Here is a 21,557-nt window from a genome sequence, read left to right as displayed (position 1 = left end):
CGATGCACGACGAACGCGCGAGGATCGAGCAGCGCGTGGAACGCGTACTGGAGCAGCGGATCCGGCCCCTGATCCACTCGGCCGCCGTGCCGCTGACCGTCGAGTCCTGGCAGGTGCCGGACGAGCCGGTGCCGTTCGAGCAGGTACAGGACGCGGTACGGAACGCGGAGTTCACGCCCTTCGCCATGGGCACGCCCTGGGGCCCGCCCTGGGGCACCACCTGGTTCCGGGTGCGGGGCGAAGTGCCCGCCGACTGGGCAGGACGCAGGGTGGAGGCATGGTTCGACCTGGGCTTCGTCAGCAGCTGGCCGGGCAACCAGGCGGAGGCACTGGTGCATCTGCCGGACGGCACCCCGCTCAAGGCGGTCAACCCGCAGAACCAGTACGTCCCCGTCGCCTCGCCGGCGAGCGGTGGCGAGCAGGTCGCCTACCTCATCGAAGCCGCGTCGAACCCGGACATCCTCGCCGACCGCTTCCGCCGCCCCACCCCGATGGGCGACAAGCGCACCGCGGGCCGGGACCCTCTCTACACCTTCGCCCGCGCCGACCTCGCTGTACTCGACGAGGAGGTCTGGCACCTGTCCCTGGACACACAGGTGCTGCGCGAGCTGATGCTGGAGCTCGCCGAGCACGATCCCCGCCGGCACGAGATCCTGCACACCCTGGACCGGGCACTCGACCGGCTCGACCTGGACGACATCCCGGGCACGGCCGCCGCTGTCCGCGCCGTGCTCGCACCCGCTCTGGCGTCACCGGCGCACGCCGGCGCGCACACCCTGTCGGCCGTCGGGCACGCGCATATCGACAGCGCCTGGCTGTGGCCGATCCGCGAGACCAAGCGGAAGGCCGCCAGGACCTTTGCCAACGCCACGGCCCTGGCGCGGGAGTACCCGGAGTTCGTCTTCGCGTGCTCGCAGGCACAGCAGTACGCCTGGGTGCGCGACAACCACCCGGGGGTGTGGGCCCGTATCGAGGAGGCGGTGAAGCGCGGGCAGTGGGCGCCGGTCGGCGGTATGTGGGTGGAGGCTGACGGCAATCTTCCGGGGGGCGAGGCACTGGCGCGCCAGTTCGTGCATGGCAAGCGCTTCTTCCTCGATGCCTTCGGGGTGGAGACGGAGGGTGTGTGGCTGCCCGACTCCTTCGGCTACACGGCCGCGTTCCCGCAGCTCGCGAAGCTCGCCGGGATGAAGTGGTTCCTCACCCAGAAGCTGTCCTGGAACCAGAGCAACAAGCTGCCCCACCACACCTTCTGGTGGGAGGGCATCGACGGCTCCCGGATCTTCACCCACTTTCCGCCGGTGGACACCTACAACGCCGTTTTCTCCGGGCGGGAGTTGGCCCATGCGGTCCGCAACTACCAGGAGAAGGGCCGGGGTACGCGCTCGCTCGCCCCGTTCGGGCACGGTGACGGAGGGGGCGGCCCGAACCGGGAGATGCTGGAACGGGCTCGGCGGCTGGCCGATCTGGAGGGCTCGGCGAAGGTCGTGATCGAGCACCCGAACGCGTTCTTCGCGGCGGCCCAGGCGGAGTACCCGGACGCCCCGGTCTGGTCGGGCGAGCTCTACCTGGAGCTGCACCGGGCCACCTACACCACCCAGGCACGCACCAAACAAGGCAACCGCCGCAGTGAACACGCCCTGCGAGAGGCGGAGTTGTGGGCGACAGCGGCGGCGCTGCGGGTGCCCGGCTACGCGTATCCGTACGCGGAACTCGACCGGCTGTGGAAGACGGTGCTGCTGCACCAGTTCCATGACATCCTGCCGGGCTCCTCGATCAACTGGGTGCACCGGGAGGCAGAGGAGGAGTACGCCCGGGTCGCGGCGGAGCTCGACGCCCTGACGGCACAGGCGCTGGAGGCTGTGGGTGGGGCGGGGCCGCTGGAGGTGTGGGCGTACAACGCCGGCCCCCGGCCGCGTTCGGAGGTGGTGCGGGTGCCGTCCGCGCTGGCCGGGGCACTCGACCCCGGGCTGCCGCGCCTGTCGGACGGCGCGGTCGCGGTGCGCGTGGAGGTGCCTGCTTCGGGCTGCGCGCCGGTGGCGGCGGGCGCGCGATCCGCGCCGCCGCCGGTCAGGGTGATCGGGCGTCAGATCCTGGACAACGGGCTGGTACGGGTCGAGTTGGCGGATGACGGCACCTTCGCCTCCGTCCGCGATCTGCTCGCGGACCGCGAGGTGCTCGCTCCGGGCAGCCGGGGCAATCTGCTGCGGCTGCACACGGATCTCCCGAACTACTGGGACGCCTGGGACATCGACAAGCACTATCTGGGGCAGTGGAGGGACCTGTTGGAAGGCCCGGTGGTCGCGGTCACCGAGAGCGATCCGCTGCTGGGCGAGCTGCGCGTGGAACGGGCGTTCGGCCGGGGCTCACGGATCACGCAGACCGTGACCGTACGGGCCGGGAGCCGGCGGATCGACATCGCCACCGATATCGACTGGCACGAGAAGGAGAAGATCCTCAAGGCGGCCTTCCCACTCGATGTGCGGGCCGACCGGTCAACCGCGGAGATCCAGTTCGGGCATGTGCACCGGCCCACCCACACCAACACGAGCTGGGAGGCCGCCCGTTTCGAGGTATACGGGCACCGCTGGGTGCACGTCGGCGAGTCCGGCTACGGTGTCGCGCTCCTCAACGACGCGACATACGGCCACGATGTCTCCCGTACGACGCGGGAGGAGGACGGCGGTACGACCACCACCGTACGGCTCAGCCTGGTGCGCGCCCCCCGCGTGCCGGACCCGGACGCCGACCAGGGCACGCACCGTTTCACCTACTCGCTGCTGCCGGGTGCGACGGTCGAGGACGCGATCGCCGAGGGCTACGCTCTCAACCTCCCGCTCAGAATCGGCCCCGGCGGTGCGCCGGTGCCACCCGTCGTCACCACGGACGGGCCGTCGGCCGTCGTGGAGGCGGTGAAGCTCGCCGACGACGGGTCGGGCGATGTGGTGGTGCGGCTCTACGAGTCGCTGGGCGGCCGGACGACGACCGTGCTGCGCACCGGGTTCCGCGCGGTACGCGCGATGGTCACGGATCTGCTGGAGCGCCCGCTGGCCGGGCAACCGCCGCTCCCTGCCGAGGAGGACGCGGTGACGGTCTCACTGCGGCCCTTCCAGATCCTGACGCTGCGGCTGGTGCGCGACTGAACTGCCCCCAGTGGATCAAGGGGGTGAAGCAAGGGGGTAGCCAAGGGCCCTCACAGCGTGTGGCGGGCCCGTCGCAAGGGAACGTCAGTGAGGGGTACGGCACCGACAGGGGCCGCGTTTCCGCGGAGGGGGAAGCACATGGGCGGGTATGTGGGCTGGATCCTGGTGATCGCCGTGTTGGCATTGCCCATCGTGCTCGGCCTGACCCGGGAGGTGGGCGTTCTGCGGCGGGTCACCAGAGCGGACCGCGAGATAAGGAAGCTCGCGACCGCTCCGGGCTGGGAACTCGAAGCGCCCCGGCCGGGTGCCCTCCGGGACAGGTTCCTGTACCACTTCGCATGGGTCGACGCGCCCGTCGTCAGGGTTCTGAACGGTTCGCACGACGGCCATGAGGTCACCGTGAGCCGTGCCCAGTTGCTTGAGCAGCGGAGGGGCCTGCACTGGTTCTCGGTGTCCTTCCGGCTCCCCCGCGACTATCCGATGCTGCGCCTGGAACGGGACTGGAGCGGGCGCAAGATGGGGCTCACCGTGCCCCACGGCGTCCTGTACGTGCCCGTCGCCTCCGACGTCCACGCCATCGCGGGGCCCCTGGAGTCGGCGCGGCTGCCGGAACGGCTCCTGCTGCTGGGGGCACCGGCCGTCTCGCTCGCCGGCGGCGAGATCATGTTCCTCTACCACCCGATGCCCGACGTACCCGACCTGCTGGGTCTCGTCACCGAACTGGGCGCGCTTCTCCCCGACATGCTGGAGGTGGCCGAATCGCTGCGGGAGGATCCCGCTGCTCCCGAGGACGCGTCCTGACCGTGCCCGCGTTGGTGTGTTCGTGCGCCCGCCCCGTGGTGTCGGCGCCGACCCGGGCCGGGTTCAGGGTTCACTCGTCGCATGAACACAGCGGAAGTGCTGGCCGATGCCTTCGGACGCGTCCACGAGGCGGTGCATGACGCGGTCGAGGGGCTCGCGGTGGACGACCTGCATGCCCGGCTCGACGGCGGCGCCAACAACATCGCCTGGCTGGTGTGGCATCTGGCCCGGATCCAGGACGACCACGTCGCCGACGCGGCCGGACGGGAGCAGGTGTGGTCGGCCGACGGCTGGTTCGAGCGGTTCGGGCTGCCGTTCGACGCGAGCGCGACCGGCTACGGTCAGACGAGCAGCCAGGTCGCCCAGGTCCGGGTGGAGTCCCCCGAGCTGCTGCTCGGTTACGTCGACGCCGTGCACACGCGGACGCTGGAGTTCATCGGCGGTCTGCGCGGCACCGCCCTGAACCGGGTCGTGGACGAGTCGTGGTCGCCGCCGGTGACCCTGGGCGTCCGGCTGGTGAGCGTCATCGCGGACGGTCTCCAGCACGCCGGGCAGGCGGCTTTCATCCGGGGTGCGCTCAGACGCCGCTGACGGCCCCGGGGTGATCGGCGGGGGCGATCCGGAAGACGAGGCCCTGTGGGGTTTCCTCTCCCGGATCGGTCCCATGGCGATCCAGGCCGGCTCATGCCCGCTGAGGTCCTGTCCCCAGCCGCCCGTCACGGGACATCACCTGATGCGCGCCACTCCCGCATAGCCCGGGATCGGGTCGTCGCCCAGGACCTCCACGACCTCACCCAGCTCGGGATGCCAGTCCGCGGTGAGCGAGACGCCCGGTCCGACCAGTTCGAGCCCGTCGAAGAACCGGGTGAACTCCTCGCGGGAGCGCAGGCGCAGGGTGAGCCCGCGCGCCGTGTACATCGCGCGTGCCTGCGCCGCCTTCTCTGGGTCGAAGTCCCCTGTGGTGTGCGACAGCACCAGGTAGCTGCCGGGCGCGAGCCGGGCGGCCAGCCGGTCCACCAGCGCGTACGCCCCGTCCTCGTCATCCACGAAGTGCAGCAGCGCGAGCATCGACAGGGCGATGGGCCGGGAGAAGTCGAGGACCTTACCCGCCGCCTCCAGGATGGTCTCGGGATCGCGGGCGTCGGCCTGGATGTACTCGGTGGCCCCCTCCGGAGTGCTGCGCAGCAGCGCCTCGGCGTGGGCCAGCACGATCGGGTCGTTGTCGCAGTAGACGATGCGGGACTCGGGTGCGGCCTGCTGGGCTATCTGGTGCAGATTGGGCTCGGTGGGGATGCCGGTCCCGATGTCCAGGTACTGGCGGACGCCGTTGTCGCCGAGCCAGCGCGTGGCGCGATGCATGAAGGCGCGGTTGACGCGCGCCATGTCCCGACCGCGCGGTTCGAGCGCGAGGAGTTGTCGGGCCATCTCCTCGTCCACCGGGTAGTTGTCCTTGCCGCCGAGGAACCAGTCGTACATCCGGGCGGGGTGCGGCTTGCTGGTGTCGATCCGTGCGGCGGCGGGGTCTTGCCCGGTCATCTGGCGTCTCCAGGGGTAGTGGGACATATGACAGTGGGACGAGAGAACTGTACTGAACCGGGCCGTTGTTGATTCGGTGTCAATCGAGCCGGCACACTGACCTGGCCAGTCGCCCCGGTCGGCCGTAAAGAGTCACGTCACGCCGCCGCAACACGTCACACGACATCACATGACGTCACGTCACATCTGTCAGCAGGAAGTCCGCCTGACCGGTTTTCGCTCCATGGATGAACGCGGCGATCTCGCCATGGGTGTAGATGAGTGCGGGACCGTCCGGATCAGCGGACTGGCGCACGGCCACCCTGCCGTCGGCCAGCTTCATGGCCTCCAGGCAGTTGCCGCCGTTGCCGCCGCTCCACGGCTTGTGCCAGCCGTCCGAGCCGAGCTCGCGGGCGGGCATACCGTTGTATATGGGATCCATCACAGCTCCTTGCGAACAGCCCTCAGGATGTCCTTCGTGCGTTGTGCGGTGGCGGCCTGGGCCGCCATGCGGTCCATGACCTCGAGGTGGGACGCCACCTCGGCGCGGGCGTCGAGATAGACCGCGCCGGTCAGGTACTCGCTGTAGACCATGTCAGGCAGCTCGGGCATGGCGAACCTGAAGAGGACGAAGGGGCCGTAGGTGCCGGGGTGCGGTCCGGACGCGAACTCGGCCAACTGGACGGTGATATTGGGGAGTTCGGCGGCCGAAAGGAGCCGGTCCAGCTGATCCCGCATCACCCGAGCGCCGCCTACGGGTCTTCGCAGCACCGTCTCATCCATGATCACCCAGAATCTGGGGGCGTCGGGCCTGGTGAGCAGGTCCTGCCGCGCCATGCGGAGCGTGACATGGCGTTCGACGTCCTCGGCGCTGGTGGTACCGAGAGCTCCGCCGGCCATGACACCGCGGGCGTACTCACGTGTCTGGAGCAGTCCGGGTACGAAGTGGGGTTCGTAGGCCCGGATCAGACTCGCGGCTCCTTCCAGACTGACGTACATGCTGAACCAGTTCGGCAGCACATCATGGAAACGCTGCCACCAGCCGGGCTTGTTGGCGTCCTCGACGAGCCGGGCGAACTTCCCGGCCTCCTCTTCACCGACCCCGTAGGTCCTCAACAGCAGTTGTACGTACGGGATCTTCAGCGCGACCTCTGCCAGCTCCATCCGGCGGATGGTGGCGGGGGCGACATGGAGCACCTTGGCGGCCTCCTCACGCCTCAGTCCCGCCCGCTGCCGCAGCTCCTGGAGCCGCTTGCCGAGTACGACCTGTCCCACAGTGGGGGCGGACCGCGGCTCGCTCACGTCGACCTCCCCAACGCCCTGTCCTCGATGCGACGAGTGTGCCATGAGACTCTGCCCCCGAAACCGGCACTCTGCAATTTTCAGAGTGCCTCTTGCCAAGTGTCATCTCCCGGAGGAGAGTGGCTCGCTGAACCAGTTCACGAGGCTGCCGCGCCCTGCCCGAGGAGAGGCGCGACCGGCGGCACCGCTTCCCCACCGTGAAGGATTGGTCGTGGCACCTGGTAACGCGCTCGGCTCACAGCTCGCCGCCCCCTTCGCCCCGCCGACGGCCGTCCGCCGCTTCGGCCGCTCCGGGTTCGAGCCCCCGGCGCCCCTCAGCGGGCACGGGGCCGCCTCCCGCGAAGGCCGCGAGATCCGTGAAGCCCGCGACCCGCGCGACGCCCGCAAACCCCGCGCTTCGCGCAGAACCCGCAGCAGGCGCAGGAGCCTTGAGGGGCTCGAAGGGGCACGCGAGGGGCGACTCGACATCCCCGCCGGGCTGCCGGCCTCGCTGGGCTGCGACGCGGTCGGAGTGCCCGCGCGGCACGGACTGGGGATGCTCACGCGCCTGCCGCACCCGGGCTGCGTGTTCTCGGACGCCGACTGGTGGTGGTGGATCGTTCCCGAGGGCTCCGATCTGGAGCTGACCTGGCCACTGCCGTCGTACTACTCGCGTGGCGCCTGCGTGCCGACCGAGTCCGCCCGGCTGATCCACTGGCCGGAGGACGCCATCCCTTACACCCCGCCGATCCCGCTCTACCTGATGGTGTGCCAGATCACGGGCACGGCACCCGCGTGGGCGCGCTACGAGCCCAGTCGCGCGCACGAGGCCTGAGGCCTGGGTCGCCCCATTTCGCGGCAGCCGGGTGACTGGCAAGGACAGTTGCCCCCGCAGGTGGAAGGATCGCCGGGATGTCCCGGCAAGCCGCCTACCCACGGGGGTCGCGTTGTCCCTGCTCGCCATCAGTGATCTGCATGTCAATCACCCGGAGAACCGCAAGCACGTCGACAGTCTGCGACCGGCGTCCGACGACGACTGGCTCCTGGTGGCCGGAGACGTCGCCGATCTGGTGCCCGATGTGGAGTGGGCACTGGCGCTGTTGCGCGAGCGGTTCGCCGAGGTCGTCTGGGCTCCGGGCAACCACGAACTGTGGACCGTTCCCGCCGATCCGGTCCAGGCCCGCGGCGTGGAACGCTATGAGCTGCTCGTGGAACTGTGCCGCGGGCTCGGCGTACACACACCCGAGGACCCGTACCCGGTCTGGACGGGGAGCGACGGACAGTCCTTCGCCGTCGCGCCGCTGTTCCTGCTGTACGACTACACCTTCCGGCCGGACGGCACGACCACCCGGGACGAGGCCCTGGACCGGGCCCGTGAGGCGCATGTCGTCTGTACCGACGAGCGCTTCCTGCACCCCGACCCCTACCCCAGCCGTGACGCGTGGTGCCGGGCCCGGCTGGAACTGACCCGGTCGCGGCTGGCGGAGATCCCGCCGGAGCTGCCGACGGTGCTGGTCAACCACTATCCGCTGGTCCGGGAGCCGACCCGGGTGCTGCGGTATCCCGAGTTCGCGCTGTGGTGCGGTACGGAGCAGACGGCCGACTGGCACCTCACGTACCGGGCGCGGGCGATGGTGTACGGGCATCTGCACATCCCGCGTACGACCGAGCACGACGGAGTGCCCTTCCATGAGGTGTCGGTGGGCTATCCCCGCGAGTGGCAACCGCGGGGCAGCGGTCCGGCGCAGCCGAAGCGCGTGCTGGCCTGACTGACGGCGCGCCGCGGGGCGAACGCCGACGATGCCGTCTGCGTCACAGCGGCTGCCGGCACCTGCCCGTACGATCAGGCACCGCCGCGCCGACCGGACGCGGAGCGATATGCCCGAAAGGCCCAAGGTGCCCGATTCTCCCAGCGGTTCCCAGCCGACCGGAGCGCCGGGCGGGACGCAACGCCCCGCCCGTGCCTTCCCCGCCCCCAACGGGATGACCGGGATCGGCATGATCGTGGTCGATCCGGGCGGCCGGATCCTGCTCGGTCTCGGGCATGACGGCCGCTGGGAGCTCCCGGGCGGAAAGGTCGACCCCGGGGAGAACTTCGAGCAGGCGGGCGCCCGCGAACTTGCAGAGGAGACCGCACTCCAGGTCCGCGCGGAAGATGTCTCGGTGGTGGCCATGGTGCTGGACAGCGAACGGGGCATCCCCAGAATCTCGGCCGCGGGTCTGGTCCAGGGTGTCAGGGGCGCGCCCCAGGTCACCGAGCCGGACAAGATCGCGCGCTGGCAGTGGTACGCGCCTGAGGACATTCCGGGCGAACTCTTCGTACCGTCCGCCGGAGTACTGCGCGCCTGGCGACCCGATCTAACACTTCCGAAGGTTCATACGTACTCCTATCCGATTTCTGTTATCGGAGCGGAGGCGGGGCGTCTCCCCTGTGACGGACGAAACAGGCCCGAGCCCAGGAAGTGAGTGGACACAGCGTGAGCAGCGAACGCGAAGCCCAGATGGTCGCGGCAGCACAGGCCGGAAACCAGGAGGCGCAGGACCGGCTCGTCGCCGAGTACCTTCCGCTGGTCTACAACATCACCGGCCGGGCACTGAACGGCCACGCGGACGTGGACGACGTGGTGCAGGACACCATGATCCGCGTGCTCGGCAGCCTGCACACCCTGCGCAGCCCGGACAGCTTCCGCAGCTGGCTGGTCGCCATCACCATGAACCAGATACGCGGCCACTGGCGGGAACGGCGTACGGAGGCGATACCCGGCGGCGGTGTTCTGGGTGACGGGTACGACGTCGTCGACCCGGGAGCCGACTTCGTCGACCTCACCATCCTCCGACTCGGGTTGTCCGGTCAGCGCCAGGAGACCGCCGAGGCCACCCGCTGGCTGGACGAGGACGACCGCGCCCTGCTGTCCCTGTGGTGGCTGGAGGCCGCGGGAGAGCTGTCGCGCGCCGAGGTCGCCGACGCCATGGAGCTGACGCCCCAGCACACCGCGGTGCGGGTGCAGCGAATGAAGGCCCAGCTCGAGGCGGCGCGGGTGGTGGTCCGCGCCCTCGACGCCCAGCCGCGCTGTGTGCTGCTCGAGCCGATCGTCGCTTCCTGGGACGGCATACCCTCGGCCCTTTGGCGCAAGCGCATCGCCCGTCACGCCCGCGACTGCACGTCCTGCGCGGGCCACTGGTCGAACCTGGTGCCCGCCGAGGGCCTTCTGGTGGGCCTCGCCCTCGTCCCGGTCGCGGCGGCACTCTCCGGCAAGGTCGCCGCACCGGGCTTCGCCACCGCGGCCTCCGCGCACACCGCTCACGCCACACACGCCGCCGACACGATCGCCGCGCCACACCTGGTCAGCACGGCCTCCGCCCACGCGGCCCCATCCCGGGCAGCCGGCCGCCGGGGTGACCACTCGGGCGCTGACTCCGCCTCCCCCTCCGCCAGGACCCAGGCCAGGCTGGAACGCGCGAGCCGCCGGCGCCGTACCACGGTCGTCGCGGCCGGGGTCGCCGTACTGGTCGCCGGCGGCGCCGCGGTCAGCATGCTGAACAGCCCCGACCCGAAGGTGGCGGAACCCGCCACGGCCGCAGCCCCGGCCGACAAGCCGCTCCCCTCGGCCTCCGCGAGCCAGTCTCCCTCCCCGACCCCTTCGGTCTCGGCCTCCCCGAGCCCCAAGCCGAGCCCGAGCAAGTCCTCGGCCAAGCCGTCACCAAAGCCGAGCCCGGTCAAGCCCAAGTCGCAGCCGAAGCCCGAGACGAAGGCCCCGGAACCGGAGCCGGCTACCGGGGGCAGCACCGCGGAACAGGTCATCGCCCTGGTCAACGCCGAGCGTTCCAAGGCGGGCTGCGGCCCCGTGAGCAACAACGGCCGACTGGCCGCCGCCGCCACGAACCACTCCGACGACATGGCCGCCCGCGGCTTCTTCGACCACACCAACCCGGACGGCGAGGACCCCGGCGACCGGATCACCGACGCCGGCTACCGCTGGAGCACCTACGGCGAGAACATCGCACGGGGCCAGCAGAGCCCCGAGTCGGTGATGGAGTCCTGGATGAACAGCTCAGGGCACCGCGCCAACATACTCAACTGCTCTTTCAAGGAGCTGGGTGTGGGCATACACAACGGGTCCGGGGGCCCCTGGTGGACGCAGGCGTTCGGCTCGCAGCTCTGACACGTGAACCGTGATCTGTGACGGTCACGGGTGACGAGGGACGGCGACGGGGGGCCGCAACGGCCGGCCCACGGCGCGGCGGGGAGTCGGCGCTCAGCCCTCCCCGCGCTCCCCCACTCCCAGAGTGGCGTCAAGCCAGTCGAACGCCCGCTGGTCGAACAGCGAGCGGTTCCATGCCTGGCAATGCCCCTTCGCCCCGTCCTCGGCCCGGAAGCGTACAAGCGTCCGGGGGCCGCCCAGCGAGTCGAGCAGCAGCTCCGCCTGGGCGGCCAACGGGTCGTCATCGTTCGCGACGACCAGCGTCGGACAGGTGATGCGCCCGGCCACACCGGAAAGCCGGTAGCGGTCCATCTCGATGACGTACTCACCGAGCGAGTCGAGCCCGTGCACCCACAGCGCCCGCTGGACCAGCCGCCAGCGCATCACCGGATCGTCGGCCACCGGGGCCAGGTACGCGTCCAGGACCTCGCGGTCGATATCGGGCAACTGCTCTCTCAGCTCTGGCGGCAGGGGCATCACATCGACGGGGTCGAAGAGTCCGGGGTCGGCGATCAGAGCGGCGACCCGTTGATCGCCCGACACCCCGCGCGGCGCGAGATAGCCCCCGAAGCTCCAGCCCATGACGGCGATGCGTTCGGCGTCGATCTCCGGTCTGCCGCTCGCGTAGTCGATGACCGGGCGCAGCACGGTCTCCCAGTCCGGTCGCATCCGCAGCCCCTGCTGCACCAGCGCCCGCCCCTGGCCAGGGCCGTCGACAAGCAGGCAGGCGTAGCCACGGCGTACCGCGGGCAGGGCGTGGGCCCAGTACATCTCGTGGATGTTGGAGTCGTAGCCGTTGACCCCGACCAGCGTCGGCCGGGCGAGGCCCCGGTCGTCGTCGGGCAGGCAGAGGCAGCCGGGCAGCGTGGTGCCCTCGAACGGAACCTCGACCAACTCCACGGGACGGGGCGCCAGAGCGGCGTATCGACTGAAGCAGTCACGCTCCCGTTTGCAGGCCGCCGCGAGCCGCGGGTCCACCGGTGAGCCGAACAGCGGCTGGTAGGACATGCGGTTGTACGTGGTGGCCCGCCAGAACCCGTCAGCCGCACTCACCCGGTGCCCCTGCGCCGCGCTGTGCTCGGCCGCGGCGGCCACCCGGGACGCGGTGGCCGACCAGGCCCGGTACCAGGAGTCCCGGTCACCGGCGCGGATATGGCCGGCTGTCGTCGCGCACTCGCCGTACTCGGCGCCGCCGCGCCCGATCAGCGTCAGCGCCCGCTCGGCGTGCATCTGGAACAGCGGGTCGTCGAAGAGGTGCATGCGGATCCTCAGGTGGGGGCGAAGGGCGCGGACCGGAGCCCAGTCGATCCTTCACCGGCCAAGGGCCACATGCCCGAGGCGCGCCGTGTGCGGGGCCAACCGGGTCGCGCCCGCGCAGGGCGCGCGTCCGGCGCCCCACACGGGTCCCGCCCACCACGACTCGCCCCGCATACGGGCGAATCCGGGCCCGTACTCAGACTGGAACGCCATCTTCCGGAAACCTGCACATTGAACACTCAACCAATGCGGGGATGTTGAGCACCGCTCGGCACCCCCGGCCCGCTTGGCGCCGTGGCTGGCCATTGGGGCGGAAGTGTCCGGTCCGGCGCCCTGCCTCCGGCCGCCCCGGGAAGAATTCATCCCGTGAAGCTTGTGTAGAAGTCGCCACCAATAAGTGGACGCGCCTGCACGCAAATTCAATTCCGTGACCGACCGGGGGCCCGAGACGCGTTCACTGATTGGCTGCGCGGTGACTCCACGTGCTTTGATCAACCGCATCGCGGGAGTGACGCCAAAGGTTGGCGATGAATCGGGAATCCGAGGCGCAGACACACTCGCGGCAGCGGCCGGTGCATTCCCGGCGGGGCCCGGCCGTGGCCTTTTTGAGAAATATCCACCTTGAAGGGAAACTCGATCATGGACTTCACCCCCCAGGTTGAGACCGCGGAGATCTCCGACGCCGACCTCGACAACGTGTCCGGCGGGCTGCACAGCGCCGTCGTCAGCGGTGCCGCGGGCAACCTGACCTCCACCCTCGACTCCGTCGCCCCGGTCTCCGGCCTCGTCGGTACGGTCGTCGGCACCGTCGAGGGCGCCACCGGCCTCAACACCGGTGCCGTCACGGGCCTGGTCGCCGGTCTCTGAGCCGGTCCGTGTGAGCCCCGGAACCGTTTACGTTCCGGGGCTTGCCGCAGTTTCCCGTAATTCTTCGAGCTTGTTTCCGACTTGCACTTGTGCACGCGAGGGAAGAGTCACGTGCAGTTTCGCCAGAAGGCACTTTCCAAGCTGCAGTCGCCCGAGGAAATCGATCTCCCGGTGCGATTTGCCAGGCCACAGGGCTGGCTCGTCCTGAGCGTCACCGTTGTCGCAATGGCGGCGGCTTGTGTCTGGGCGGTAAAGGGTTCCGTTTCGTCCACCGTCAGCGCACCCGGGATTCTTACGCATGCCCAGGGCAGTTATGTCCTCCAGAGTCCGGTAGGCGGGCAGATCACCGAGGTGCTGGCCGCGGAAGGCAAGCGGTTGCCGGCGGGCGCACCCCTGCTGAAGGTGCGTACGGCGGAGCCGCCAGGAGCGGCCGATTTGGCGGAGCAGGACACGGACGGGGCGAGCTCGGGCACGGACCCGGGTCCGGCGCCGGAGAACGGCGGGACACCGGACAAGGACGAGGACGCCGGCACCGTCATCCGCACCCTCGCCGCGGGCCGGGTCACCGCGCTCGCCGTCGGTATCGGCGCCGTGATCACCACAGGGGCCGATGTGGCGGTCATGGAGCGCGTCGACAAGCCGTCCGCGCCGCTGCGCGCGATGCTCTACGTGCCCCCCGACAACGGCTCGGCGATGCACGTCGGCGCCCAGGTCGACCTCACCGTGCAGTCGGTGCCCGCGCAGCGGTACGGGGTGCTGCGCGGCCGGGTCGAAGCGGTCGGCCGGACCCCCCAGACCAGTCGGCAGATCGCCGGATTCCTCGGTGACGGTCAACTGGCCGACCAGTTCAACCGGCAGGGCCGTCCACTCGCCGTCCTCGTGCGCCTCGAACCGTCGTCCGACGCCCCGTCCGGCTACCGCTGGTCGTCACAGGACGGACCGCCGCACGCACTCGACTCCATGACCCTGCTCACCGGCGCCGTCCGAGTGGCCGATCAGCAGCCGATCGACTGGCTGCTGCCATGAGCCGCACCAGGAACTCACCACCCCGCACCCGTAGCGGCAGCAGCGGCCACGGCCGCCGCCGCGCCAGGTCTGTGCCGCCCGCACCACGAGCGCAGAAGCCCGTCCGCACCCCCACCGTGCTCCAGATGGAGGCCGTCGAGTGCGGAGCCGCCGCGCTCGCCATGGTCCTCGGCCACTACGGCCGGCACGTACCGCTCGAAGAGCTCCGGATCGCCTGCGGGGTCTCCCGTGACGGCTCCCGGGCCGGCAACATCCTCAAGGCGGCCCGCGGCTACGGCCTCCAGGCCAAGGGCATGCAGATGGAGCCCGCCGCGCTGGCCGGGGTCCGCCCGCCCGCCATCCTCTTCTGGGAGTTCAACCACTACGTCGTCCACGACGGCATGGGGCAACGCTTCGGCCGCCGGGGTGTGCACATCAACGACCCGGGCAAGGGCCGCCGGTTCGTCCCGATGGAGGACTTCGACACCAGCTTCACCGGGGTCGTACTGGTCTTCGAACCTGGCAAGGACTTCCGCGAGGGCGGCAGGCGGCCGGGTGCGCTGCGCTCCGTCCCCGCACGGCTGCGCGGCACCACCGGAACCATGGCCGCCGCCCTGCTGGCCAGCCTGCTGCTCGTCGCGGTCGGCGCGGCGCTGCCCGCTCTGAGCCGTACGTACATCGATCAGTTCCTGGTGGGGCGCCAGACCTCGCTGCTCGGTGTGCTGTTCGCCGCCATGGCTGCGATGGTGGCGCTGACGGCCGTGCTCACCGGTCTCCAGCAAGCCAATCTGCTGCGCGGCCGGATCATCGCGTCGACACTGAGCGGTGCCCGCTTCCTCCGTCATCTATTGCGGCTGCCCGTCGCGTTCTTCACCCAGCGCAGCCCCGCCGACCTGGTGCAGCGGTTGCAATCCAACGACACGGTCGCCGAGACCCTGGCCCGGGACCTCACCGCCTTCGGGGTCGACGGGACCGTGGTGGTGCTCTACGCACTGCTGCTGTGGACGTACGACCCTCAGCTCACGGTCGTCGGCGTGCTGATCGCCCTGCTCAACGTGGTCGCGATGCGGGTGGTGGTACGCCTTCGGGCGACCCGTACGCAGAAACTGCGCGCCGACAGCGCCCGGCTGACGAACACCTCGTACACCGGCATCCAGCTCATCGAGACCCTCAAGGCCACCGGCGGCGAAGCGGGCTACTTCCGGCGCTGGGCGGGGCAGCACGCCACCACGCTGGAGGAGCAGCAGCGGCTCGGTGTGCCCAGCGCGGCGCTCGCCGTCGTGGCACCGGCCCTCGCGACGCTCAACAGCGCGCTGATCCTGTGGATCGGTGGACTGCGCGCCGTGGAAGGCCATATGTCGATCGGCCTGCTGGTCGCCTTCCAGGCACTGGTGACCCGGTTCACCGCCCCGATCACCCGGCTGAACGGGATGGCGGGCCGCATCCAGGACTTCGCCGCCGATGTGGCCAGGCTCAAGGACGTGGAGAACTTCCCCGCGGACAGCATCTACACCCGCCGCGAGCCGCCCGCGAGCACCCGCAGACTGCTCGGCCATGTCACGCTGGAGAACGTCACCTTCGGTTACAGCCCGCTCGACAAACCTCTCCTCGACGGCTTCTCGCTCGCGGTCGGTCCCGGGCAGCAGGTCGCCCTCGTCGGCGGCTCCGGCAGCGGCAAGTCGACGGTCTCGCGGCTGATCGCCGGCCTCTACAGCCCCTGGGAGGGAACGGTCCGGATCGACGGCCGCCGACTGGACGAGATCCCGCGCGGGGCGTTCGCCGCCTCGGTCTCCTTCGTGGACCAGGACGTCTTCCTCTTCGAGGGAACGGTCAGGGACAACGTCGCGCTGTGGGATCCGTCGATCCCCGATGACGCGGTGGTCGAAGCGCTCAGGGACGCTGCCCTCCACGACGTGGTCGCGCGGCGGCCCGGCGGCATCCACAGCCGGGTCGAGCAGGACGGGCGCAACTTCTCCGGTGGGCAGCGCCAGCGCCTGGAGATCGCCCGCGCGCTGGTGCGCCGTCCCAGCGTGCTGGTGCTGGACGAGGTGACCAGCGCCCTGGACGCGGAGACGGAGCGGCTCATCATCGACAACCTGCGGCGGCGCGGCTGCGCCTGTGTGGTGATCGCCCACCGGCTGTCGACCGTGCGCGACAGCGACGAGATCGTGGTGCTCGCCCGTGGCGCCGTGGTGGAGCGGGGCCGCCATGGAGAACTCGCCGCACGCGGTGGCGCGTATGCCGAACTGGTCAAGGAGCATTGACGTGATCCCCACCGAGCACTCACCGCGGGCCGCCGCCGCTCAGCCGGACGACCCGGTCCTGACGGCGCTCGGCGGGCTCGGCGGACCAGTGGACGGCGACGGACTGCGCAGCCTGCCGCTGGAAGGCCCGCAGGTGCTGTGGCTCATCGTGGACGGCGCACTCGACCTGTTCGCGGTCGATGCCGCCCAGCGGGGCCACTGGCACTTCCTGGGCCGGCTGGAGCGGGGCACCCTGCTGCTCGGCCCCGTCGAAGGCCCCCGGCACACACTGGTGGGCAGGCCGTCGCCTGACTGCGTACTGCGCCGGATCCCGCTGCTGGAGCTGTACCAGCCGCAGGCCTATCCGGAGCCGGGAGCGTACAGCGGGTACGAACAGCGGTACCCCAGCCACTACCGCAGCCAGTACGACAGCCAGGACGGCACACTCAGCCTGCTGGAACACGCCTTCGCACTCGGTGCCGGCCGGGGCCAGCGGGTGCTGTTCGAGGCACCACTCGACGGACGGACCGCGGACGACGAGTCGTCAGCGGGTGACGAGAACGTGCTGTGGCTGCCGGTGTTCCCCGGCAGCGTGCGCTACGGGGCCGAGTACAACGCCGACTCCGCTGCCGACCTGCTGGTGGACGGCGCCCTGTGGCAGCAGATGGTCAACCAGCAGTACCGGCTGCTGTCCGCCGTGGACGGCTGGATCGAGCGGCTGGAGCAGACGCACGAGGACCGGGCAGCCGCCGGGCTGAGGGCGGGCGAGGCGATGCGCCAGGGCGCCGACCGGGCGCTGCTGGACTCCATCGGCCGCTCCCGCGGTACGGCGGCGGCGCGCACGGCGCAGGGAGGTTCCGACGACGCCGTCGACGCCGTGTGCCGGCTTGTCGCCACCGCGACAGGCATCGCCGTGCCCGAAGCCGGGCCATCCGCCGCGGGCGCCGCTCCGGCGTCCGACCGCGGCGGGCCTGTCGAGCGCTTCGCGCTCACCTCCCGGATCCGCACCCGCGCCGTCCGGCTCGACGGCCGCTGGTGGCGGGAGGACTACGGCCCCCTGATAGGCCATCGGGCCAAGTCCGGCGCGCCGGTCGCACTGCTCCGGCGCCGCGGCGGCTATCAGGCGGTCAACCCGGTGACGGGCAGCCGGATGCGTATCACCGAGGACAGCGCGCAGGAGTTCGAACCACGCGCCGTCATGTTCTACCGGCCGCTCCCCGAACTGCCCATGAGTCTCTGGCGGCTGCTGCGCTTCAGCCTGCACGGCACCCGCCCCGACCTGGGAATGCTGGCTGTCGCCGGTCTGGTGACGGTCGCCCTGGGCGCGCTGGTGCCGATCGCCACCGGAAAGGTGCTCGGAGAGTACGTACCGAAGGCCGAGACCAGCCTCATCGTGCAGGTGTCGGTGGCCGTGATGGTCGCGGGCCTGGTGTCGGCCGCGTTCATGCTGCTCCAGAACCTCACCATCCTGCGGATGGAAGGGCGTATCGAGAGCACGCTCCAGCCCGCCGTATGGGACCGGCTGCTGAGGCTGCCGACCCGGTTCTTCGCCGAGCGCTCCACCGGGGAGCTCGCCGGCGCGGCACTGGGCGTCAGCGCGATCCGGCGACTGCTGTCCGGGGTCGGGCCGGTCGTGGTCCAGGCCTGCACCGTCGGGACGATGAACCTGGTACTGCTACTCGTCTACAGCGTCCCGCTGGCGCTGGCGGCGATCGGGCTGCTGCTTGCCATCGGCGTGGTGTTCCTATGCCTCGGGCTGTGGCAGTTGCGCTGGCAGCGACGTCTGGTGGAGCTGAACAACAAGCTCAGCAACCAGGCGTTCCAGACCCTGCGCGGACTTCCCAAGCTGCGGGTCGCGGCGGCGGAGAGCTTCGCGTACGCGGCGTGGGCCGGGCAGTTCGCACGCAGCCGGGAACTCCAGCGGCGGGCCGGCCGGATCAGGACGGTGACGACGGTGCTGGACGCCGTCTACCTTCCGCTGTCCGCCCTCATCATGTTCATGCTGCTGGCGGGCCCGGCGCGCGGCAGCCTGTCCGCCGGTGATTTCCTCACCTTCCACACGGCGGTGACGATGATGCTGGCCTCGGTGACCCAGCTGACCGGCGCGCTGGTGTCGGTGGCGGCCGTACTCCCGATGTTCGAGCAGATCAAGCCGTTGCTGGACGAGGCTCCGGAGGTGCGCGGTACCAGCACCCAGCCCGAGGGCCTGTCCGGGGCGATCGAGGCGCGCGAACTGTCCTTCCGCTACGCCGACGACGGCCCGCTCGTACTCGACGGTGTCTCACTGGCGGTCCGACCGGGTGAGTTCTTGGCGATCGTCGGCCCCAGCGGCTGCGGGAAGTCCACCCTGCTGCGGCTGCTCATCGGCTTCGACAAGCCCGAATCGGGCAGCGTCCACTACGACGGCCAGGACCTCACCGCCCTCGACCAAGCGGCCGTGCGCCGCCAGTGCGGTGTGGTCCTCCAGAACTCCCAGCCGTTCACCGGCTCGATCATGGACTGCATCTGCGGTGCGGAACCGTTCACGCAGGACGAGGCCTGGGAGGCGGCCGAGATGGCGGGGCTGGCCGAGGACATCCGGCGTATGCCCATGGGCATGCAGACCATGATCGCGGGTTCCGGTGCCATCTCCGGCGGTCAGCGCCAACGCCTGATGATCGCCCAGGCCCTGATCCGGCGCCCGAGCATCCTCTTCTTCGACGAGGCGACCAGCGCGCTGGACAACGCGACCCAGCGCGTCGTCACCGAAAGCACCCGGGCCCTGCGCGCCACCCGTGTGGTGATCGCCCACCGCTTGTCCACGGTGCTGGAAGCGGACCGCGTCATCGTCATGTCGGAGGGACGCGTGGTCCAGGAGGGCCGGCCTTCGGCCCTGCTGGCGGACCCCGGCGGACGGCTGCACGAGTTGGTGCGACGGCAGTTGGTGTGAGGCACCACGCCGCGTCGAGCCCGGCAACCGGCCGAATTGGGCGGGGCCGACCAGCATCACTATGATCCGCCGATGATCACAAGAAAGCGACTGGCAGCCGCTCTCTGCGGCGCGTTGCTGGTCACCCTGACCGGCGGCCTGCTCCCGGCCGCCGCCATCGCCGACTCCGGCGGGCCCGACAACCAGCGGGAGGCGAAGGCGAAGGAGCCGCCGAAGGTCGAGCTGGTACTCGATGTGAGCGGTTCGATGCGGGCCAGGGACATCGACGGGCAGTCCCGGATGTCCGCCGCCAAGCAGGCGTTCAACGAGGTACTCGACGCGGTGCCGGACGAGGTGCTGCTCGGGATACGTACCCTCGGCGCCGACTATCCGGGCAACGACCGCAAGGAAGGCTGCAAGGACACCCGCACCCTCTACCCCGTCGGCCAACTGGACCGCACCGAGGCCAAGACGGCCGTGGCGACCCTGGCACCGACCGGGTGGACGCCGATCGGGCCCGCGCTGCTGGGAGCCGCTGACGACCTCGAGGGCGGGAACACCACGCGCCGGATCGTGCTCATCACGGACGGCGAGGACACCTGCGCCCCCCTGGACCCCTGCGAGGTGGCCCGCGAGATCGCGGCCAAGGGCGTCAACATCACCATCGACACCCTCGGGTTGGTCCCCAACGCCAAGATGCGCGCGCAGCTCATGTGCATCGCCGAGGCGACCGGCGGTACATACAGCTCCGTGCAGCACAAGGAGGAGCTGTCCGACCGGGTCAGCCAACTGGTCGATCGCGCGGCCGAGCCCGTGGTCACCCCGGTGGCCACGCGGGGCACGGACCGCTGCGAAGGCGCGCCGCGGCTCGGGGCCGGGCTCTACAGCGACCGTGAGACGTTCGGCCAGCACCGCTGGTACCGGGTGGATGTGCTGCCCGGGCAGGAGTTGCGGGCATCGGTGAGCGTCGCCGCCGACCGTGCCGTCAACCGTGACTACGGTGTGCTGCTGCGTGCCTCTACCGTGCACGGCCGGGAGATCGTACGCGGCGAGGCCGCCGGTGATGGACGCACCGACGTCATTTCGACCGGACTGCGCTACCCGAAGCCGAAGAGCGATGACGAGGACGCCGACTCGGACTCCGATGGCACCGGCGCCGAGCCCGCTGCGGAGACCGTGTGCCTGAGGGTGAGCAACTCCTTCTCCGCGCCGGCCTCCGTCAAGACCTCCCCCGGTCTGCCCGTCGAGCTCACCATCGACGTGGTCGACGGCCCAGACGGCGCCGGAGATGTGGCCTACTTCGGTCTCGGCCGCGGCTGGTGGCTGCTCGGTCTGCTGGCCCTGACCGGCTTCCTGGCCGGACTGCTCTGGGGCTGGATCTCGCGCTGGCGCATCGCCGTCTGGAGGACCAACTGATGCGTACCCGTACCCGTTCCCGTACGCCTTCCCTGACCCGTACCCGCACCCTGCGCGCTTTCTCGGGTGCGCTCGCGGTCTGCGCTGCGCTGTTCGCACTGCCCGGGACCGCCGCTGCCGACACACCCTCGCCGACCGCGTCCGGGGACGTGGACGAAGCCCCGGCGCCGACCGAGGCCGGTACGTCGTTCCGTACCGCGACGGTGGTCCGTCCCGGGCAGCGAGCCACGGCCCCGGCGTCGACTGGTGACTACCTGTACTGGCAGTTCCCCGCCGACGCCGGGGACCGCACCACGGTCAGGGCCACGGTGAAGCTGCCGGACGCGAAGGCCCGGCACGGCGCCCACACCTGGCGGCTCGATGTGTACGACGGGCTGCGGCGCCGTCAGGCCTGCCGCTACGGCGGCGACACCAAGAGCGCGTCCCCCGGCACCGCCTCGGTCGAGTTGTCGTGCGCGCTGCGTACGGTCAGGGCGTGGGCCGAGCCCGCGGCGAACGATCCGCTGCCCGGTGCCTACTACGTGCGTCTGACCGTCGTCACCGCCCCCGCCGAGGACCTGGGTGAGTCCGTCGACACCTCGCTCGAAGTGACCACGGCGGACGCCGGGGCTGCCGCCGACGCGGACGGCTCCCTGGGAGCGCCGCTGGTGCCCGCGTCCGGCCCACGGGTCGAGCCGGACGGCGGCTGGGCCTCCGGCTGGTGGTCCACCCGGCTGCTGTGGACGGCGGGCGGCGCCGTACTGGCGGCACTCGCGGGCATCTGGGGCTACCGCCTCACCCGCGGTAACGGCCGCCCGGCGCAGGTACCCCCGGGAGCCTGAGTGCCGGGGGGGGGGCCGCCCCCCCCCCACCCGGCGTGCCGAGTCCCCCGCGGGCGGGGGCCCCCCCGGGCCGGTCGGGCTGCTGCGGATCGGGTACGAGC

At 70.7% G+C, this 21,557-nt stretch carries 17 protein-coding genes; 13 read left to right on the top strand and 4 right to left on the bottom strand.

Going from position 1 to position 21,557, the window contains the following annotated elements; genetic code table 11:
- The first annotated feature begins 2 nt into the window (after positions 1–2).
- The 3 genes from ACFWI9_RS11035 to ACFWI9_RS11025 all read left to right on the top strand — a co-directional run bounded on the left by ACFWI9_RS11035 (position 3) and on the right by ACFWI9_RS11025 (position 4,532).
- Positions 3–3,140: an alpha-mannosidase gene (locus tag ACFWI9_RS11035; protein ID WP_387160737.1), complete on the top strand. Its 3,138-nt coding sequence runs from the start codon at positions 3–5 to the stop codon at positions 3,138–3,140.
- A 138-nt stretch (positions 3,141–3,278) separates the two neighbouring features.
- Entirely contained in the window at positions 3,279–3,941 is a 663-nt protein-coding gene (locus ACFWI9_RS11030; protein WP_387160736.1) for a hypothetical protein, read from the top strand.
- Between the two features lie 81 nt (positions 3,942–4,022).
- Positions 4,023–4,532 (top strand): DinB family protein, encoded by a 510-nt coding sequence (locus tag ACFWI9_RS11025; RefSeq protein ID WP_387160735.1) that lies wholly within the window; start codon positions 4,023–4,025, stop codon positions 4,530–4,532.
- Between the two features lie 135 nt (positions 4,533–4,667).
- Here the strand turns inward: ACFWI9_RS11025 and ACFWI9_RS11020 are convergent, their stop codons facing one another.
- The 3 genes from ACFWI9_RS11020 to ACFWI9_RS11010 form a co-directional block, all read right to left on the bottom strand.
- Positions 4,668–5,477: an SAM-dependent methyltransferase gene (locus tag ACFWI9_RS11020; protein ID WP_387160734.1), complete on the bottom strand. Its 810-nt coding sequence runs from the start codon at positions 5,475–5,477 to the stop codon at positions 4,668–4,670.
- A 175-nt stretch (positions 5,478–5,652) separates the two neighbouring features.
- Positions 5,653–5,898 (bottom strand): DUF397 domain-containing protein, encoded by a 246-nt coding sequence (locus tag ACFWI9_RS11015; RefSeq protein ID WP_387160733.1) that lies wholly within the window; start codon positions 5,896–5,898, stop codon positions 5,653–5,655.
- On the bottom strand, positions 5,898–6,758 hold the full coding sequence (locus tag ACFWI9_RS11010; RefSeq protein ID WP_387160732.1) for a helix-turn-helix domain-containing protein: 861 nt from the start codon (positions 6,756–6,758) through the stop codon (positions 5,898–5,900). Before ACFWI9_RS11010 ends, ACFWI9_RS11015 begins: the two co-directional genes overlap by 1 nt.
- A gap of 466 nt (positions 6,759–7,224) precedes the next feature.
- Here ACFWI9_RS11010 and ACFWI9_RS11005 point away from each other — a divergent pair, with 466 nt between their 5' ends.
- From ACFWI9_RS11005 to ACFWI9_RS10990, 4 genes are all read left to right on the top strand, one after another.
- Positions 7,225–7,572, top strand: a complete 348-nt coding sequence (locus tag ACFWI9_RS11005) for a hypothetical protein (RefSeq protein ID WP_387160798.1) — start codon at positions 7,225–7,227, stop codon at positions 7,570–7,572.
- Positions 7,573–7,684: 112 nt separating this feature from the next.
- Positions 7,685–8,506 carry a metallophosphoesterase family protein gene (locus tag ACFWI9_RS11000; protein ID WP_387160730.1) on the top strand — a complete coding sequence of 274 codons (822 nt, stop codon included), beginning with the start codon at positions 7,685–7,687 and terminating at the stop codon, positions 8,504–8,506.
- A 214-nt stretch (positions 8,507–8,720) separates the two neighbouring features.
- The gene (locus ACFWI9_RS10995; RefSeq protein ID WP_387160795.1) at positions 8,721–9,203 is read left to right on the top strand and encodes an NUDIX hydrolase; all 483 of its coding nucleotides are present in this window, start codon (positions 8,721–8,723) and stop codon (positions 9,201–9,203) included.
- A gap of 11 nt (positions 9,204–9,214) precedes the next feature.
- Positions 9,215–10,900 carry a sigma-70 family RNA polymerase sigma factor gene (locus ACFWI9_RS10990; protein ID WP_387160729.1) on the top strand — a complete coding sequence of 562 codons (1,686 nt, stop codon included), beginning with the start codon at positions 9,215–9,217 and terminating at the stop codon, positions 10,898–10,900.
- Between the two features lie 93 nt (positions 10,901–10,993).
- Here the strand turns inward: ACFWI9_RS10990 and ACFWI9_RS10985 are convergent, their stop codons facing one another.
- Positions 10,994–12,199: an alpha/beta hydrolase family protein gene (locus tag ACFWI9_RS10985; RefSeq protein WP_387160727.1), complete on the bottom strand. Its 1,206-nt coding sequence runs from the start codon at positions 12,197–12,199 to the stop codon at positions 10,994–10,996.
- 636 nt (positions 12,200–12,835) lie between these two features.
- Between ACFWI9_RS10985 and ACFWI9_RS10980 the strand changes: the two genes are divergently transcribed.
- From ACFWI9_RS10980 to ACFWI9_RS10955, 6 genes are all read left to right on the top strand, one after another.
- On the top strand, positions 12,836–13,063 hold the full coding sequence (locus ACFWI9_RS10980) for a type A2 lantipeptide (RefSeq protein ID WP_387160726.1): 228 nt from the start codon (positions 12,836–12,838) through the stop codon (positions 13,061–13,063).
- Between the two features lie 111 nt (positions 13,064–13,174).
- A complete protein-coding gene (locus tag ACFWI9_RS10975) occupies positions 13,175–14,089 on the top strand; it encodes an HlyD family efflux transporter periplasmic adaptor subunit (protein WP_387160724.1) in 915 nt (304 codons plus the stop codon).
- The gene (locus ACFWI9_RS10970; RefSeq protein ID WP_387160722.1) at positions 14,086–16,332 is read left to right on the top strand and encodes an NHLP family bacteriocin export ABC transporter peptidase/permease/ATPase subunit; all 2,247 of its coding nucleotides are present in this window, start codon (positions 14,086–14,088) and stop codon (positions 16,330–16,332) included. Before ACFWI9_RS10975 ends, ACFWI9_RS10970 begins: the two co-directional genes overlap by 4 nt.
- Position 16,333: 1 nt before the next feature.
- On the top strand, positions 16,334–19,240 hold the full coding sequence (locus tag ACFWI9_RS10965) for an NHLP bacteriocin export ABC transporter permease/ATPase subunit (RefSeq protein ID WP_387160721.1): 2,907 nt from the start codon (positions 16,334–16,336) through the stop codon (positions 19,238–19,240).
- 72 nt (positions 19,241–19,312) lie between these two features.
- On the top strand, positions 19,313–20,635 hold the full coding sequence (locus ACFWI9_RS10960) for a VWA domain-containing protein (RefSeq protein ID WP_387160719.1): 1,323 nt from the start codon (positions 19,313–19,315) through the stop codon (positions 20,633–20,635).
- A complete protein-coding gene (locus tag ACFWI9_RS10955; RefSeq protein ID WP_387160717.1) occupies positions 20,635–21,456 on the top strand; it encodes a hypothetical protein in 822 nt (273 codons plus the stop codon). Before ACFWI9_RS10960 ends, ACFWI9_RS10955 begins: the two co-directional genes overlap by 1 nt.
- Positions 21,457–21,557 lie beyond the last annotated feature (101 nt).

The organism is Streptomyces sp. NPDC127084, assembly GCF_042724175.1.
Lineage (GTDB): Bacteria > Actinomycetota > Actinomycetes > Streptomycetales > Streptomycetaceae > Streptomyces.
Note: the sequence above shows the minus strand (reverse complement) of the source record. Positions and strands in the feature narration are given on the sequence as shown.

Bases quoted from the DNA above. Each gene is read 5' to 3' on its own strand.
- ACFWI9_RS11025 (WP_387160735.1), top strand. From the start codon at position 4,023: ATGAACACAGCGGAAGTGCTGGCCGATGCCTTCGGACGCGTCCACGAG.
- ACFWI9_RS11035 (WP_387160737.1), top strand. From the start codon at position 3: ATGCACGACGAACGCGCGAGGATCGAGCAGCGCGTGGAACGCGTACTG.
- ACFWI9_RS10985 (WP_387160727.1), bottom strand. From the start codon at position 12,199: ATGCACCTCTTCGACGACCCGCTGTTCCAGATGCACGCCGAGCGGGCG.
- ACFWI9_RS10970 (WP_387160722.1), top strand. From the start codon at position 14,086: ATGAGCCGCACCAGGAACTCACCACCCCGCACCCGTAGCGGCAGCAGC.
- ACFWI9_RS10960 (WP_387160719.1), top strand. From the start codon at position 19,313: ATGATCACAAGAAAGCGACTGGCAGCCGCTCTCTGCGGCGCGTTGCTG.
- ACFWI9_RS11030 (WP_387160736.1), top strand. From the start codon at position 3,279: ATGGGCGGGTATGTGGGCTGGATCCTGGTGATCGCCGTGTTGGCATTG.
- ACFWI9_RS10995 (WP_387160795.1), top strand. From the start codon at position 8,721: ATGACCGGGATCGGCATGATCGTGGTCGATCCGGGCGGCCGGATCCTG.
- ACFWI9_RS10980 (WP_387160726.1), top strand. From the start codon at position 12,836: ATGGACTTCACCCCCCAGGTTGAGACCGCGGAGATCTCCGACGCCGAC.
- ACFWI9_RS11015 (WP_387160733.1), bottom strand. From the start codon at position 5,898: ATGGATCCCATATACAACGGTATGCCCGCCCGCGAGCTCGGCTCGGAC.
- ACFWI9_RS10955 (WP_387160717.1), top strand. From the start codon at position 20,635: ATGCGTACCCGTACCCGTTCCCGTACGCCTTCCCTGACCCGTACCCGC.
- ACFWI9_RS11020 (WP_387160734.1), bottom strand. From the start codon at position 5,477: ATGACCGGGCAAGACCCCGCCGCCGCACGGATCGACACCAGCAAGCCG.